Origin of the sequence: Gracilibacillus sp. D59 (assembly GCF_052246695.1) — a bacterium.
Taxonomy (GTDB): domain Bacteria; phylum Bacillota; class Bacilli; order Bacillales; family Amphibacillaceae; genus Gracilibacillus.
In genome coordinates, this window is sequence record NZ_JBQQCK010000007.1 from 48,044 (window position 1) to 64,612 (window position 16,569).

18 protein-coding genes are annotated in these 16,569 nt (G+C 37.7%); 15 read left to right on the forward strand and 3 right to left on the reverse strand.

What is annotated here, in order from left to right:
- Positions 1 to 13 precede the first annotated feature (13 nt).
- Genes ACTWP4_RS13020 through ACTWP4_RS13040 form a run of 5 tightly spaced genes read left to right on the forward strand, consistent with a single transcriptional unit; the run spans position 14 to position 5,444 of the window.
- A complete protein-coding gene (locus ACTWP4_RS13020; protein ID WP_443129207.1) occupies positions 14 to 1,129 on the forward strand; it encodes a betaine/proline/choline family ABC transporter ATP-binding protein in 1,116 nt (371 codons plus the stop codon).
- Positions 1,129 to 1,770, forward strand: a complete 642-nt coding sequence (locus tag ACTWP4_RS13025) for an ABC transporter permease (protein WP_443129208.1) — start codon at positions 1,129 to 1,131, stop codon at positions 1,768 to 1,770. Before ACTWP4_RS13020 ends, ACTWP4_RS13025 begins: the two co-directional genes overlap by 1 nt.
- Positions 1,771 to 1,784: 14 nt before the next feature.
- Entirely contained in the window at positions 1,785 to 2,696 is a 912-nt protein-coding gene (locus ACTWP4_RS13030; protein ID WP_443129209.1) for an ABC transporter substrate-binding protein, read from the forward strand.
- A gap of 13 nt (positions 2,697 to 2,709) precedes the next feature.
- Complete coding sequence (locus ACTWP4_RS13035) at positions 2,710 to 3,357, forward strand: ABC transporter permease (protein ID WP_443129210.1); 648 nt, start codon at positions 2,710 to 2,712, stop codon at positions 3,355 to 3,357.
- A gap of 29 nt (positions 3,358 to 3,386) precedes the next feature.
- Positions 3,387 to 5,444 (forward strand): CocE/NonD family hydrolase, encoded by a 2,058-nt coding sequence (locus ACTWP4_RS13040; RefSeq protein ID WP_443129211.1) that lies wholly within the window; start codon positions 3,387 to 3,389, stop codon positions 5,442 to 5,444.
- Positions 5,445 to 5,749: 305 nt separating this feature from the next.
- Here the strand turns inward: ACTWP4_RS13040 and ACTWP4_RS13045 are convergent, their stop codons facing one another.
- Positions 5,750 to 7,306 carry a BCCT family transporter gene (locus tag ACTWP4_RS13045; protein WP_443129212.1) on the reverse strand — a complete coding sequence of 519 codons (1,557 nt, stop codon included), beginning with the start codon at positions 7,304 to 7,306 and terminating at the stop codon, positions 5,750 to 5,752.
- 213 nt (positions 7,307 to 7,519) lie between these two features.
- On the opposite strand from ACTWP4_RS13045, the gene ACTWP4_RS13050 reads away from it, so the two are divergent.
- The 5 genes from ACTWP4_RS13050 to ACTWP4_RS13070 all read left to right on the forward strand — a co-directional run bounded on the left by ACTWP4_RS13050 (position 7,520) and on the right by ACTWP4_RS13070 (position 11,059).
- Positions 7,520 to 8,125: a DUF421 domain-containing protein gene (locus ACTWP4_RS13050; protein ID WP_443129213.1), complete on the forward strand. Its 606-nt coding sequence runs from the start codon at positions 7,520 to 7,522 to the stop codon at positions 8,123 to 8,125.
- A gap of 168 nt (positions 8,126 to 8,293) precedes the next feature.
- The gene (locus ACTWP4_RS13055; RefSeq protein ID WP_443129214.1) at positions 8,294 to 9,061 is read left to right on the forward strand and encodes an alpha/beta hydrolase; all 768 of its coding nucleotides are present in this window, start codon (positions 8,294 to 8,296) and stop codon (positions 9,059 to 9,061) included.
- Positions 9,062 to 9,064: 3 nt separating this feature from the next.
- Complete coding sequence (locus tag ACTWP4_RS13060) at positions 9,065 to 9,862, forward strand: alpha/beta hydrolase (RefSeq protein WP_443129215.1); 798 nt, start codon at positions 9,065 to 9,067, stop codon at positions 9,860 to 9,862.
- Between the two features lie 73 nt (positions 9,863 to 9,935).
- Positions 9,936 to 10,295: a nuclear transport factor 2 family protein gene (locus ACTWP4_RS13065; protein WP_443129216.1), complete on the forward strand. Its 360-nt coding sequence runs from the start codon at positions 9,936 to 9,938 to the stop codon at positions 10,293 to 10,295.
- Between the two features lie 2 nt (positions 10,296 to 10,297).
- Positions 10,298 to 11,059, forward strand: a complete 762-nt coding sequence (locus ACTWP4_RS13070) for a DUF817 domain-containing protein (protein WP_443129217.1) — start codon at positions 10,298 to 10,300, stop codon at positions 11,057 to 11,059.
- A gap of 8 nt (positions 11,060 to 11,067) precedes the next feature.
- Here the strand turns inward: ACTWP4_RS13070 and ACTWP4_RS13075 are convergent, their stop codons facing one another.
- Positions 11,068 to 11,238: a hypothetical protein gene (locus ACTWP4_RS13075; RefSeq protein ID WP_443129218.1), complete on the reverse strand. Its 171-nt coding sequence runs from the start codon at positions 11,236 to 11,238 to the stop codon at positions 11,068 to 11,070.
- A 79-nt stretch (positions 11,239 to 11,317) separates the two neighbouring features.
- Here ACTWP4_RS13075 and ACTWP4_RS13080 point away from each other — a divergent pair, with 79 nt between their 5' ends.
- Positions 11,318 to 12,274: a LacI family DNA-binding transcriptional regulator gene (locus ACTWP4_RS13080; RefSeq protein ID WP_443129219.1), complete on the forward strand. Its 957-nt coding sequence runs from the start codon at positions 11,318 to 11,320 to the stop codon at positions 12,272 to 12,274.
- 90 nt (positions 12,275 to 12,364) lie between these two features.
- On the opposite strand, the gene ACTWP4_RS13085 is transcribed toward ACTWP4_RS13080, so the two are convergent.
- The gene (locus ACTWP4_RS13085; protein WP_443129220.1) at positions 12,365 to 12,895 is read right to left on the reverse strand and encodes a YceI family protein; all 531 of its coding nucleotides are present in this window, start codon (positions 12,893 to 12,895) and stop codon (positions 12,365 to 12,367) included.
- 137 nt (positions 12,896 to 13,032) lie between these two features.
- On the opposite strand from ACTWP4_RS13085, the gene ACTWP4_RS13090 reads away from it, so the two are divergent.
- The 4 genes from ACTWP4_RS13090 to ACTWP4_RS13105 all read left to right on the forward strand — a co-directional run bounded on the left by ACTWP4_RS13090 (position 13,033) and on the right by ACTWP4_RS13105 (position 15,979).
- On the forward strand, positions 13,033 to 13,362 hold the full coding sequence (locus ACTWP4_RS13090; protein WP_443129221.1) for a winged helix-turn-helix transcriptional regulator: 330 nt from the start codon (positions 13,033 to 13,035) through the stop codon (positions 13,360 to 13,362).
- 119 nt (positions 13,363 to 13,481) lie between these two features.
- Positions 13,482 to 14,414, forward strand: coding sequence for a nucleoside hydrolase (locus ACTWP4_RS13095; protein WP_443129222.1), 933 nt, complete (start codon positions 13,482 to 13,484; stop codon positions 14,412 to 14,414).
- A 15-nt stretch (positions 14,415 to 14,429) separates the two neighbouring features.
- Positions 14,430 to 15,299 (forward strand): ribokinase, encoded by an 870-nt coding sequence (gene rbsK, locus ACTWP4_RS13100; protein ID WP_443129223.1) that lies wholly within the window; start codon positions 14,430 to 14,432, stop codon positions 15,297 to 15,299.
- An 11-nt stretch (positions 15,300 to 15,310) separates the two neighbouring features.
- A complete protein-coding gene (locus ACTWP4_RS13105) occupies positions 15,311 to 15,979 on the forward strand; it encodes a uracil-DNA glycosylase (RefSeq protein ID WP_443129399.1) in 669 nt (222 codons plus the stop codon).
- The last annotated feature ends 590 nt before the right edge of the window (positions 15,980 to 16,569 follow it).

Here is a 16,569-nt window from a genome sequence, read left to right on the forward strand (position 1 = left end):
AAGGAGAGCGTATGTGATACAGCTGAAAGGAATTCATAAAGTCTATGGTGATGGTTTTCAAGCATTACAAGACATTAACCTGACCTTTGAAGAAGGAAAAATAAATGTCCTCATTGGCCCAAGTGGTTGTGGTAAAACAACGACTATGAAACTGTTAAATCGTTTAACAGATTATACGGAAGGCCAAATTTTAATAGATGAGAAAGATATCCAGCAAATCAACCGGATTGAATTGCGACGACAAATGGGTTATGTCATTCAGAATATTGGTCTATTCCCACATATGACTATCTACGACAATGTGGCAACCGTACCTAAACTATTAAAGTGGGATAAGCAAAAAATTAAACAAAAAGTAGATGAATTATTGCGTATGGTCAATTTAGATCCTGAAGTATATCGTGACCGTTATCCAGCCGAATTAAGTGGTGGGCAACAACAGCGTATTGGCGTTATTCGTGCCTTAGCTGCAGAGCCGTCTACCATTTTGATGGATGAGCCATTTAGTGCATTGGATCCAATCAGTCGTGAACAGTTACAAGAAGAATTAGTTCGATTGCAACAAGAAATTAATAAAACAATCGTCTTTGTAACACATGATATGGATGAAGCAATTAAGATAGCTGATCAAATCATTATTATGAAAAGTGGCCATGTCGTGCAACAGGGTTCACCACAAGAAATTTTAGCTAACCCGGCAAATGACTTTGTGAAGGAATTTATTGGTGAGGAGCGGCTTGGTAGTGCATTACCACCAGTAAAGGATTTAATGACGGAGACTTTTGAGACAGTAAACATCATGACATCGTTGGATGAGGCTATACAAACAATGATTGATAATCAATTGAACGATATTCCAGTAGTAGATCAAGACGGTAAATATATCGGAATGGTAAATCTCTTTTCTGCCCTAAAACAAAAAGAGCAAAACATAAAAGATATATGGACAAATCCAAAAGCAATACTAGAAACAGCTAGAACAGAGCAATTAATCAGCGATGAGCAAACAGAGCAGCGAGCGTTGATACCAGTTGTGACAAATGACGATCAAGTAGTCGGTATTCTGAAAAGAGAAAAATTGGTAGAAGTATTACAGCAATTCTATCAGCTTAAGCGTGGTGGGCAATAGTGGAATTACTAACAGATTATATGGAATTCTGGCAGGATAAATATGATTCTATTTTGACCTATGCATGGGAGCATCTTGTTATTTCATTTGTTGTCATGTTTCTATCAATTGTCATTACCATACCGTTAGCTATCTATATGACAAAAATCAAGAATGAACAAGTGAAAGGACTTATCTTTAACATCGCGAACATTTTCCAAACGATTCCGACTGTAGCACTATTAGCCATTATGATTCCGTTATTAGGAATAGGGTTTAAACCAGCGGTAGTGGCATTGTTCTTATATGCTTTATTACCACTGCTTCGAAACACATATACCGGTATCCAATCGATTGATCCAAGTATTGTCGAAGCTGCAAAAGGGATGGGCTTCAGTACTTTCGGACGCTTATTTAAAGTAGAACTCCCTGCAGCGATGCCTTATGTGATGTCAGGTATTAGGGTAACCACAGTATATATTATCAGTTGGACAACCCTTGCAGCATTGATTGGAGCAGGTGGTTTAGGTGACTTAATATTGGCAGGTATTGGTTATAACGATAAACATATGATTTTTACCGGTACCATTTTAGCCATTGTGATAGCGTTATTATTAGATTTATTATTTCATAAATTTGAGAAGAATTATGCAAAAGCTTAAAGGAGAGAAACAACATGAGAAAAGTAATGGTAGCAAGTATGTTAACAGCATTATTAATGATTGTAACAGCATGTGGAGACAGCAGCTCTGCTGATGGTGGAGAAGTGTTTGAATATGGAGCACAGAAAAATACAGATCCGAAAATTATGGGACAAATCGTTAAACTTCTAATTGAAGACCAAACAGATCATGAAGTAAACATTACGGAAGATATTCCTGCAAGTCCACAGGTTATGAGTGCAATTGACCAAGAAGATTTTGATTTTGCCACGTTATACTCAGGGGAAGTTTATAACAATCATTTTGATGAAGACCAGTTGGAATATTCAACAGATCCTCAAAAGACATTAGAACAAGCGCAGAACTTATTTGGTGAAAAATATGATATGAAATGGTATGACTCCATTGGATTCAGTAACCAATATAGCATTGCAATTAAACAATCTTTGGCAGATGAGCATGGAATTACAACCATGTCTGACTTAGGTCAGATTGCTGGTCAGGTAACAATTGGTACGGATAACTCTTGGATTGAACGTGACAATGATGGTTATGAAGGTTATAAAGAAGCATATGGTTATGAATTTGCGGATGCAAGAGGGATGGATGTTGCCTTGATGTATGCAGCAATTGCAAGTGATGATGTAGATGCTGTTACCGCTTATACGGTAGATCCACAAATTATTGAATATAACTTAACCATTTTGGAAGATGATCAGAATTTCTTTCCGCCATATGATGCATCATTAGTGGCGCGTAATGCAGTATTAGATGAATATCCAGAAGTAGGAGAAATTTTCGATTCTATCGTTGGAACTATTAGCACTGAAGAAATGACAGAATTAATCCGCTTAGTAGATATGGAAGAGAAAAGCACAGAAGATGTAGCCCGCGAGTTTTTAAAAGAAAAAGGAATGCTTGAATAGGATAGGTGATGACATGAGCTTTCTCCAAGAACTCGGTCAATACATGCTAGATAACAGCGATTTACTTTTAGAATTAACAATTGAACATATATTGATGGTTATCTATGGCATAACACTAGCACTAGTCATAGGTATTCCATTGGGGATAATTGCGGCGCGATTTGAACGTTTAGCACCTTTTATTATTTCATTGACCAACATTCTGCAACTAATTCCGAGTCTAGCGATGTTAGCTATTCTTATGCTTTATTTCGGATTAGGCTTTCAAACAATGGTAATTGGACTGTTCTTATACTCTTTAATGCCAATCGTACGTAATACTTATGTAGGTATTCGTGAAGTAGACGACAGCATTATGGAAGCAGGTAAAGGATCAGGGATGACCCCTTTTCAGTTACTTGCAAAAGTGCAATTTCCGTTGTCGATTCCATTTGTTTTGGCAGGATTACGTGTCGCATCAGTTATAGCAATAGCTGTTGCATGTATTGGTCCATATATTGGAGCTGAAGGATTAGGAAAAGAAATTATTTCAGGAATCAGTTTGCAATCGGAAGTGAAAATCTATGCAGGTGCTATCCCTGCGACACTTTTGGCGATTGTGGCTGATTTAGCATTAGGTCTTCTAGAGAAAAAGGCCAAGAAACGAATGGCATTAGCGTAATAGTTTGAGAAAAAGAAAGGTGGACAACATTGGTTTTTAACATAAAAGATTCAAATGAGCGCCGAGTAAAACAAGACTTTCCGCATCAGGTGAAAAAGATGGAGAATGTTTGGATTCCTATGTCTGATGGTACCAAAATTGCTGCAACGATTTGGTTACCAGAGGATGCAACAGAGAATCCAGTCCCAGCCATATTAGAATACATTCCATACCGCCAAAACGATTTTACGGCAATTCGTGATTCTGTCAGACATCCTTATTTTGCTGGTCATGGCTATGCAAGTATTCGTGTGGATATTCGTGGATCAGGTAATTCGGATGGTATTTTGTTAGATGAGTATTTAAAGCAAGAACAAGATGATGCTATAGAAATACTAGATTGGATCAGTGCACAAGACTGGTCAACAGGTGCAGTCGGAATGATCGGTAAATCTTGGGGAGGATTTAATAGTTTGCAAGTTGCAGCCCGACAGCATCCTGCTTTAAAAACAATCATTACCTTATGTTCCACGGATGATCGTTTCGCTGATGATGTCCATTATAAAGGTGGGAATATACTTGCATCCGATATGCTTTGGTGGGCATCTACTATGTTTGTGTATAATGCAAGACCACAAGATCCTGCTGTAGTGGGAGATAGCTGGAGAGAAAACTGGCTTGATCGTTTAGAAAACACACCACCATTTGTCGAAGAATGGTTAAGTCACCAGCGTCGTGATGACTATTGGAAACATGGTTCTATATGTGAAGACTTTTCAAAAGTAGTTATCCCTGTTTTTGCAGTAAGTGGCTGGCAAGATGGCTATACAAATGCCGTATTTCGTTTGCTAGAACATTTACCAAATGAAAGTAAAGGTTTAGTAGGCCCTTGGGCACATGAATATCCAGAAGTGGCGACACCTGAGCCAAATATTGGTTTCTTGCAGGAATGCTTACGCTGGTGGGATCAATGGTTAAAAGGAATCGACACTGGCATAAGGGACGAGCCTAAGCTTACTTCTTGGATACAAGACAGCGAATTGCCACAAGTAACCTATGAGAAACGACCTGGAAAATGGGTAAGTGACAACACATGGCCTTCAAGTAATGTTCAAATGAAAAAATGGTATATGAAAGGACAAACAATTTCAACAAATCCTGAGGAAAAGGGTGATCAAGTCGTGATTCCGAGTGTACAAGAACATGGATTTTATAATGGTGTATTTTGCCCATTTGGTCAACCAGGTGATTTACCTGGAGACCAGCGATTGGAAAATGGTAAAGCAGTCGTATTTACTTCAGATCCATTAGAGGAAGCAATTTATCTGTTAGGTCAACCGAAATTCCATGCCCAATTTTCAGTAGATCAGGAAAATGCCTTTATCGTTGCAAAAGTAAATGACAAAGCACCCACAGGTGAATCGACCATGATTACATGGGGGATGTTGAATCTGAATCATCTTGAATCCCATGAACATCCTCGGAGCTTAGAGCCTGGAAGAAAATATCAGCTGTCTGTTGATTTGAATGTACTTGGTCAACAAATTCCTGCTGGTCATTCGATTGAGTTAGTGTTATCACCAACATACTGGCCGCAAGCATGGCCTTCACCTAAACCGGTGAACCTAACTATCTATCAGAACGAAAACACGTATCTAGCATTACCCTCTCGTACACCACAGCCAGAGGATGAAGTTGCAGGTGCACACTTCCAAGTACCAGAGACAGCAGAAGTAATAGAAAAAGAGATTCTCCGTAAAGAGAAACGTACACGTGAAGTAAGACATGATCTTATTAATGGCATTTGGAAGCTAGAAGATTTCTCTGATGAAGGAGAGCGTAAACTGCTAACAAATGGTGTGGAACATGGAAGCATCAACAAAAATACGTTCACAATCAAGGAAAATGATCCGCTCTCGGCAACTGTAACATGTGAATGGGAGTTAGTTGTGGGCCGTGATGACTGGCAAACGAAACTTGATACATTTAGTGAAATGACTAGTGATGAAGAGAATTTCTATCTATTTAATCGTATAATTGCATTTGAAAAAGGAGAAGAAATTTTTCAGAAAGAATGGAAGAAGACGATAAAGAGGGATTTTCAATAAAAAGATAGCTAAAGACAACGCTTGGAATGTAATGGTTCCAAGCGTTGTTTTATTTTTTGTCCATCTCATGAATATCTAGTGGAATATAATTATGGACCTTTTATTATATAGGCAAATTGAATTGTTTCCCAAAAGTTTCATTGTAAAGTGTTAGATCTTTATGGCGTATTTTCCATAATGTACCATCTTGAGGAGGTGGAATTAGTAAATAGATCGCCAATTAAGAGCTAATATGATTTGGAATAGGAAGATAAAGTGGCAGCAAAAACCATCGGGATCCATATATCTCCCGATAGTTTTGAACATTATTCTCTCACATTATAAACCCAAGCTTTATCCTCATCCATCATTTTTTTAGCTGCATATATGGTCAAAAATTGTATCGCTATAATCGGGATTCCCATTAATCCTGAAATTACTTCTAGTGGCGCAAGACCACCAATTTGCATAAGTATAAGCGCAAGTGTTGTGATAATAGCCGCTACAATAATTCTTAGTTTTCTCGATGGCTCCTGTTTACTCATATCCCGTTTGCTCGTATATGCCGCAATGGTGTATGTCGTGGAGTCCAGTGTAGTGGTCAGGAAAATCATCGATACAAATACAAATGCAATAATGGCAATGCTCGCCCATGGTAAAGAGAGAAGAATTTCAGGTATTGCATTCATTGGATCGTTTCCTTCTACAATATCGAGCACAGGTACTTTACCTGTAAGATATCGCTCCACACCAAACCCACCTAAGACACCGGTCGCGATCCAGGAAAGCATCGTTGGTGCCAGTAAATAGGTAAGAATCATTTCCTTCACAGTACGACCTTTTGATATTTTCGCTGCGAAAATACTGTGAAGCATCGCCCATGTCGCACTGTAAGCAAACCAAAATATCATATGGCTTTGTACATGTGTAGTCGTCTCCATAGCAAGGGAATCTGTATAAAAGGACAATTGCAGATAATGTTGAAGCAAGTGTCCAACCGTGTCAGTAAAGTAATCCAAAATAAATATACCAGGACCAGCTACTAAAATAAAGATAGCAAGCCCTCCAGCAACATACATATTAAATGTACTCAACCGCTTAATCCCTTTTTCTATACCGAGATAGGCACTTACGGAGAAGAGGAAAACCCAAATAATCGTAATGATCATTGTAAGTCCAAAGGTAACCTCTATATTCAGCAGTGCAGAAACATTATACGTAATGATAGGTGTACCTAATCCTAACGTAACAGCAGCACCAGATAAGATGCTGACTAAGAATAGTATATCTAATACTTTTCCACCGATACCGTCAGTGAATTTATCTCCGAAAATACAGCGACATGCTTCTGAAATACGCATCAACGGTCTTTTCTTAACATGAATGATATATGCCATCGCTGGAGCTGCCATTACAAAGATTGCAAATACTTGAAAGCTCCATAAGAACATACTATAAGCATTTCCCCATAAAAGTGCTTCCTGTGATTCAGGTCTCGCACCAAAAGGAGGGTCCAATGCCACTTGTGTCCACTGTACCATCCCTGTTCTCATAATGGTGGAGCCAACACCCATCGCAATCAAGATCGATGCATATTCAAACATAGTAAACCTCGGCTTTTCATTTGGATTGCCAAGCACAACTTTTCCATATTTAGAAAATGAAAAATACAATCCGGCTGCTACTAAAATAAGTGCATACCAGATGTATCCCCAACTGAAAACATCTACAATTTTATCAAATATGGTATTCAGCAGATTTAATGATTCAGATTCATAGATAGAAAATGGAATACTGATGGCGATGATAATAAGTAATGAAGGAAGAAAAATCCGGTAATCTATCAATCGCCTACCTCGACTACTTGACTGTTTCAAAATCATCACTCTCCTGTAGTTTATGTTTTTCTGGGTCCAATAGAGAAATACCACGTATATAAAATACTAAACAAGAAGGGATGTTTCTGAACATTTGAACCGGGTAGATAAAAAGAAAAAGCTAAGAAGGGATATGAAAGATGGATTCGGCGATAACTGTAAAGATTGGTTGGATTTTTTGCATTAATTATTGTCCTGCGGATAATGGGAAAAAAGGAATTGTCTCAAATAACTCCAGTGGATTTTGTCTATTTGCTCGTGTTGGGTGGATTAATGGAGAATGCAGTCTACGATGATACAGTTACTATTTGGGAAGTACTATACTCATTGGCTATGTGGTCCCTTCTCATTTATATTCTTGAGCTACTCGTTCGTAATTTAGAATGGCTTCGTCCTATTGTAAAAGGAAAAGCTACAATTATTATTGAAGATGGCGTCTTAAATATAAAGAATTTAAAGAAAAGCAAATTAGAATCAGAACAGTTACGATCTATGTTACGGCTTCAAGGGATTTTTTCAATCAAAGACGTAAAATATGCAATATTAGAGCCGAGCGGTGATTTAAGTGTGATGGAAAAAGAAGAATTCTCGCCTGTCACCCCAAAAATGATGAAGATAGAACCAGAGAAGGAGACACTTTCTTACTTAGTAATAGATGAAGGGGAAATTCAGTATACAACACTGGATACTCTTGAAAAAGGCGAAAAATGGTTAAAGGGTTTACTAAAGGAAAATGGCTATGAAAGCATTGCTAATATTTATTACGCGGAATGGTCCGAATCGGAGGGATTAATTGTCAATAATTATAATGGGTATGGTGCTTAAATAAAAATTGCAAGAAACGGTCTGGTAATCTAAAAATAGGAGTATAATATAGACTGCACAATGGGAGGAGCATACAACTCTTATTTCACAGTATATTTTTTGTTGATACAATAAAATTCAGGATAAATCCAGGAAACCTTTACAATAATGTAGGAAGGAGTGATCGAATTGGTTTGGCTCCATGTACATTACCATTCTGAAATACTTGGTATGCCCGTCCAAATGGAAGTTTTATTACCGCAATCATCAGATGACAATACTAGGAAATACTCAACGCTTTATCTCTTACATGATATGGGTGAAGGTCATACTTCATGGTTGCGTAAAACAAACGTAGAAAGGCATGCAGAAGACCTTTCACTAGCGGTCGTTATGCCAGCCGGACATCAATCTTACTATGTAGATAAGTTCTATGGTAAACAATATTTTACATTTATTACAGAGGAGTTACCTGCTATTTGTGAAAGAATGTTTCCGTTATCTCAAGCAATGGAAGATCGATATATTGCAGGAAGTGGTATGGGAGGTTATGGTGCACTTAAAGTGGGCCTATTCACATCACATAAATTTAGTAGAGTAGGTTCATTTTCAAGTCCAATAGATATATCAGGTATAGCTAATCGGGTGGAGACGGGAAATGCTGTAGACATTTTTGGTCCATTAGATGAGTTGAAGGGGAGTAGGCATGATCTTTATGCAACCACAGCGTTAACTGATCAGTCCTCCTGTCCAGCATTTTACTTATCCTGTCATTTAGAAGATGCCTTTTTAGGAGAAAATGAATCCTTCACCCAATACTTGACTAGTAATGGTATACCACTAATGTTTGAAAAAATCCAAAAGCGAAATGATGACTGGGAATACACGGATAACGCTTTAGAAAAGTTCATTACATGGTTATCTCAAATGAAGACTGGTATAGCTAAGGGGGATTAATGAATGGCTTTAATCGAAACATACATATACTCTGAAGTCTTAAATATGGAAATGGCACTAAACGTGATTTTGCCACAAGAAAAGCAACCATATAAAAGAAATAAAAAGATGAAGGTTTTATGGCTACTTCACGGTGGTTCAGGTGATGAATCTGCATGGCTTCGTATGAGTAATATTGAACGTTATGCGGTTGAATATGGTATTGCAGTAATTATTCCTGGAGGCTTCAACTCCTGCTTTACAGACATGGAGCATGGAGGGAAATTCTTTACTTATATGACAGATGAGTTACCATCTATTTTGCGACATTTATTTCCTATTCTTTCTTCCAAACGAGAAGATCATTACATTTCGGGCTTTTCTAATGGAGGATATGGGTGTTTAAGAGTTGGTTTGGCAAGACCAGATCTTTATGTTGCTATTGGTGCCTTTTCAGCTGGAGATAAAGCAGATGTACCTTTTGTCAATGATGGTTCAAAGAAAGCTAAAGGACGAATTGAAGTATTTGGAGACGGTGACATCGAAAACACAGATCATGATCTTAAATATTTAGCAACTCAAGCTATCAGCACCGGCCAAGCTTTACCTAAAATCTATCATGCATGTGGTAGCTTAGATCCTTGGTTAGACTTAAATGAAATAATACGTGATTTCTTTAATGGACTAGATAATACCTATGACTATACCTATCATGTAGAAGAAGGTTATGGTCATACATGGGATTTTTGGGATATGGTGATTAGAAGATTTCTTAAAAACCTTAATCTCAAACAAGATAACACAAATTATATCGGTTTATAGACTTAGAGAATTAAATATTCAGTCAGCCAAAAAAGACTATGGTATACTAATTTTTAAAAGGAGCGTGCAATAAATGGAAACAAAAAATCAACAATTTTTCCGTGAGTTTAATGAAGCTTTTGTAAAAAGTAACAGTGAAAAAATACTAGAAAGTGTAACAGACGATATCACATGGCGTATGGTAGGAAATGATACGATAAAAGGAATAGAAAACTTAGAACAGGCACTACAAGGAATGGATAATGGTAATCAATTCGAACTCGAAATCGAGCATTTGATTACGCATGGTAAAGAAGGAGTCGTGAACGGTATTATTCATTCCACAGATAAAAGTGGTGAACAGCGCCACTACAGTTTTTGTGATATTTACAAGTTAAATAAGCATAAAGATGGAAAAATAAAAGAGATTATTAGTTACGTATTGGAGATCTAATCATGCGACAGTTATGGACGTTTGGTATCGAACAGGCAAAATCCTGTATTTTTGCTGTTGTTATTTTTTCGACATTAGCGGTTACACAAATAATAGATGTTTCTTTTATTCACCGCTATGATCTCATCCTGATCATTTGTCTTATAACACAAGTGCTTATGCTTGTCACCAAACTGGAAACATGGGATGAGTTGAAAGTAATTTGTGTTTTTCACTTAATCGGTCTTGCACTTGAAATTTATAAAGTACATATGGGCTCATGGAGCTACCCGGAAGATGCCCTTACCAAAATATTTGGTGTACCACTTTATAGCGGTTTTATGTATGCCAGTGTTGCAAGCTATTTGTGTCAGGCATGGCGCCGACTAAATGTCCAACTGGAAAAATGGCCCCCGACATGGACAGTTGCGATACTAAGTGCTGCCATCTATTTTAACTTTTTTACCCATCACTATATCTATGATTTTCGCTGGGTATTAAAGGTTGCTACAATTCTATTATTCTTGCAAACGATTGTTTATTACCGTGTGAATCACCGTACATATAAGATGCCACTTGTTCTTGCTTTTGTATTAATCGGCTTTTTTATTTGGATTGCAGAGAACATTGCTACCTTTTTTGGGGCGTGGCAGTATCCTGGTCAGACTGCTTCATGGCAAGTGGTACATTTAGGAAAAATCAGCTCATGGTTATTACTGGTTATTGTAAGTTTTTTAATAGTAGCAATGCTGAAGCATATTAAGGAAAGGAGCACTGATTCTTAAGCGCTCCTTCATTTTTCCTGATCCAGCACATTCCGGCTGTACACTTGTTCAATATAACCAATATATCCGTCCAATTCAGACTCTACCTCTTCTCCTTCTATACGACTTGCAAATGATGCTAAAATAAGAATACTACTGCACATGAACAACCAAACAAAAATACCAAATAAAATATCCATCATCTAACCTCCTTACTGAGTAGCTTAGATGATGAAACGCGTTTCAGATCAAGAACTTTTTTAAAAAAAGGTGAGATGCATGGCAAATATTCGTGATATTGCGAAAATGGCCGGGGTATCTGTAACGACTGTATCCCGAGTAATTAATAAACACCCATATGTCAGTGAGGAAAAAAGACATGCCGTATTAAAGGTAATGGAAGCAGTAGATTATCAAGTTAATCGAACGGCAGTAAGCTTAAGTCAGGGAAAAGCCCATTTAATTGGTGTGGTGGTACCTTTTGCTAAACATCCTTTTTTCGGTTTAATGATCGAAGGAATAGCGAAGCAAGCGGTTGAAAATCACTACCACTTTGTTTTAATTCAAACCAATTATGAAGAATCTCGCGAACAAGAAGCGTTAGACATGCTAAAACATAAACAAATAGATGGACTTATTATATGTTCACATATCATGGATCTGACAGAGATTGAACAATATCAGCAATACGGAACTATCGTTGTTTGTGAAAATGCAGAAGGTAATCAAAAGGTAGAGTCAGTATATGTTGACCATTATCAAAGCTTTATTGATGCTTTAGCCTATCTTTACCAAAAGGGGTATCGGAAATTAGGGTATTGTATTGGCCGTGAATCGGGTTCCAATAGCTATTTTCGACAACGAGCCTATCAAGATTTTCTCAGACATCATCCACAAAAGAAGTTTGTTTTTACGGAAAATTATTATTTCGAAGATGGCCAAAAGATTGTCGATCAAATAACACGATCCAAACATAAGCCAGATGCCTTATTGGTAACCAGTGATGTCGTCGCTGCCGGAATTTTCACTGCCTGTCAAAATGCTCAAATAGGTATACCAGATGATATTGCACTAATTGGTTTTGACAATCAGCCGATAGCGAAAATGATGGGGATCACCACTTTTGAAATTCCGATTGTGACAATGGGAGAAAGATTATTTCTGCATGTATTAGGAATGGCAGATGAACCTCATGAGAAACTTTCCGTTACACTAATTGAAAGAAAAACAGTGTAGTGAGGGGAAGCGGCGATTGAGGCACAAAACATATTTACACAAAAAAATCCAACGTACTTATACGTTGGATTTGCTGCTTTTTAAATGATTTTATTCTTCTACGACAAATTCGAATCCGCCAGAGAATTTAACTTCTTTACCAATTAATACGCCACCAGTTTCAAGTGGTGCGTTCCAAGATAAACCATAATCTTCACGGTTTACTTTTCCTGTAACGTCTGCACCTGCAATTGTATTGCCTTGCATAGGATCCTTTGCTTTCCCGTTGTATTCTACTGTAAATGTTTCTTCATTTGTTACACCTTTGATCGTTAGATCACCAGCTACATTAAATTCGGAATCACTTACTTTTGTAATGTTTTTACTTACAAACGTTATGTTTGGATATTGTTCAACATTGAAGAAATCCTCTGATTTTAAGTGTCCATTACGGTCCTCGTTATTTGTTTCAATAGATGCTACATCAATCGTTACTTTTACACTAGCATTTTCAATATCGTCGAAATCACCATTGAAATCAATATCAAAGTTTTGGAATTCCCCTTTTGCTTTAGAAACCATCATATGTTTTACTTCAAAGTTTAATGCACTGTGTACTTTGTCTAAAGTTACGTTAGTCATTTTGTACATTCCTCCCTAAAATTATTAACTTACTTTATGTAACTAAGTATACAAACATTATTTAATTACGTCAAGTAATTTATTTATTTTATTTCTGTAAAAAAATTTGCTATACTATAATTAAAGAGGTGAAAACTATGGCAGATAAAACTATTTGTCCGAAGTTTGAGTCGGCATTAAATATATTGAATAAACGCTGGACGGGGTTAATCATTTTTCAACTATTAGAAGGGGCACAGCGTTTTTCTACCATTGAAGCAAACATTGGAATTAGTGGACGTGTTTTATCCGAACGGTTAAAAGACTTAGAAAAACAAGGCATTGTGAAACGCCATGTTTATGATGAAACACCGGTCAGAATCGAATATGCTCTAACTGAAAAAGGCAAGGCTTTAGAACCGGTATTAGAAAGCATTCAAAAATGGGCAGATGGCTGGATAGAGAAAGAAAAACAATCATTCGTATAACTCTTACCCGAAATAAATGGAAGTCAAACTGTGGAGTAGATGCTTCGCAGTTTTTTTGTGCAATAATTCGACGAAGATGAAATTTAGGATGTACAATAAGAGAATAAGGAGTGATAAATATGAGAGTGATTCTGGATTGTGACCCGGGGCATGATGATGCAATTGCCATTATACTGGCAGCATCCAAGGTTAGTCCATTAGATATTGTCGGCATTACAACCGTTTCGGGAAATGTAGAAGTAGAAAAGAATACCTTAAACGCATTGAAGGTTTGTGATATTATTGGTCTAGACGATGTTCCGGTAGCACAAGGAGCAACAAGACCATTGGTAAAAGAATCGGAAATAGCAGAAGAAATCCATGGTGAAACGGGTTTAGACGGACCCAATCTGCCTAAAACACCAAAAAGAGAAGCAGACAGTCAGCATGCGGTGGATTTTATCATTGAGCAATTACATAAATCTAAAGAGCCTATTACACTGGTACCCACAGGTCCGTTAACCAATATTGCGATGGCTCTAGTAAAAGATCCTTCTATCAAGAATAAGATAAAAGAAATTGTCTTAATGGGTGGCGGTACCTTTGGTAATTGGACACCTGCAGCAGAATTTAATATTTATGTTGATGCAGAGGCAGCAAAAGTTGTGTTTGAGAGTGGCCTTCCGATTCGGATGTTTGGTCTGGACGTGACACATCAGGTATTGGCTACAAAGGAAACAGTAGGACAGTTAAGAGAAATCGGCAATCCTGTAAGTGAATTTGTAGCAGAGTTGTTAGTCTTTTTTATGCAAGCGTATAAAGACCATTTTGATTTTCCTGGTGGGCCGATTCATGATGCATGTACGGTTGCACATCTCCTTGATCCATCCATATTTGAATTTGAACATGTTCATGTTGCTATTGAGACAAAAGGGGAGCACACATACGGGATGACTGTTGTCGATCGATTGGGTGTAACTGGTAGGGAACCGAATACACATTTTGCTATAGGACTTGACCAGGAAAGATTTTGGAGTTTATTCAAAAAAGCTATAGAAACATACTCTGAATGAGAGGAGACCTGAGCAATGATTCAACCTAAAATAACAGTGGTTGGCAGTATTAATATGGATTTGGTCACGGAAACAGATGTGGTGCCTGTCCAAGGGGAAACAGTAAAGGGAATGAAGTTCCAATCGGTTCCTGGAGGAAAAGGTGCGAACCAGGCAGTAGCGGCAGCTCGCCTTGGAGCAGATGTTACGATGATAGGTCGTGTCGGTGATGATCAATTTGGTGATGAGTTAATTGATAATTTACGTAAGCAAAACATTCAAGTAGAAAACATAGATCGTGTAGCTGACACACCATCCGGTTTGGCCAATATTATTTTATCAGAACAGGATAATCGAATCATTATTATCGCTGGAGCAAATGAAAAAGTGACAAAAGATTATTTGGAACAGACAAAAGCGGCCATTTTGGAAAGTGATTATGTCTTGCTTCAATTTGAAATTCCAAAAGAAACGATTGAATACAGTCTCGAATTATGTGAGAAACATGATATTCCCGTTATCGTGAATCCTGCACCAGCTATGGAATTGGATAAGGCGATATGGGAAAAAGCTACATATATTACACCGAATGAAACTGAGCGGCAACAACTATTCGGTAATCAGTACAATGCGAAATTAATTACGACGAAAGGCAAACAAGGTGTATCTTTTGTCGAAGCGGGCAAAGAGCAAGAAGTTGGTGGTTATAATGTAGATGTTGTGGATACAACAGGTGCAGGCGATACATTTAATGGAGCATTGGCAGTGGCATTAGCAGAAGGATATCCCTTAACGAAAGCTGTCACTTTTGCGAATGCAGCAGCAGCTTTATCTGTCAGCAAGTTAGGTGCACAGGGTGGAATGCCTACTAGAGAACAAGTAGAACAATTTTTACAAAAAGGTTGAATGTTATGACGATGAATATATTAAAAAATGATTGGGCAGAACGTTTAGAAACAGAGTTCCAAAAAGACTATTATTTACAATTACGTGAATTTCTAAAAAGGGAGTATCAGAACTTTACGATTTATCCGAATATGTACGATATTTATAATGCGTTACATTACACGCCTTTTCATCAAGTAAAAGTGGTGATTCTTGGCCAAGATCCTTATCATGGTCCGAATCAAGCGCATGGTTTGAGTTTTTCGGTTAAGCCGGAGGTTGATATTCCACCTTCACTAAAAAATATCTATAAGGAATTACACGCAGATATTGGTTGTCCAATTCCTGATCACGGTTATCTCGTGAAATGGGCAGAACAAGGAGTATTATTGCTTAACAATGTATTAACGGTAAGGCAGGGACAAGCACATTCTCATCGTGGTATGGGATGGGAGCAATTTACCGATCAAGTCATCACGATGTTGAATCAAAAGGAAACACCTGTCGTATATATTCTCTGGGGAGCAGCAGCACAGAAGAAGCAGGCCCTGATAGATTTATCTAAACATTATGTGCTCAAATCCCCTCATCCAAGTCCATTATCAGCACATAGAGGATTCTTCGGAAGCAAACCATTTTCCAAAACCAATCAAATTCTCGAACAAAATGGACAACAAACAATAGATTGGAAGATTGAGTGAAAGTACAATATCTTTTTTAGAGGATAAAGAGACTGGGACAAAAGTGATTTGATAAAAAATGCGCAGTATCTCAGGTGCCAATTTTGAAATGGTTGGAACTGCTAAACATCCGCTCCGGCTGCGCGCTTCCCTTTCCGTGGGGTTTTATCTTCAGCTAACTTTTCCAAGCAAAGACCGCTCGGAAAAGTGGATCTTCAGAGAAAACATTCCCACAGGAGTGAAAGCGGGCGCCTCCGCTAAAAAAAGTTCTACAACGTTTATGACCGTTAGCTTTTTGAACTTTCGAAAAGACTAGTATATATAAATCGAGAAATAAGAATTGAAATTCTACTAATTATCCTCATTGTAGAACCCTTTTAGCGCAGGCGCCCACTTCGACTCCTGGGGGATCAGCGTGATCTGAAGATCCACTTTTGTAAAGTGAATTTCTTTACAAAAGTTAGCTGAAGACACGCCCCTCGGAAAGCGAAGTGGGCAGCCGGAGCGGTTTTTAAGCATTTTATACATGTCAAAATTACCACTTTGATAATAGTTACACTTTATCTGTTACTACGCATATTAATTCTTATGTTCATTTTAATTCAATACAT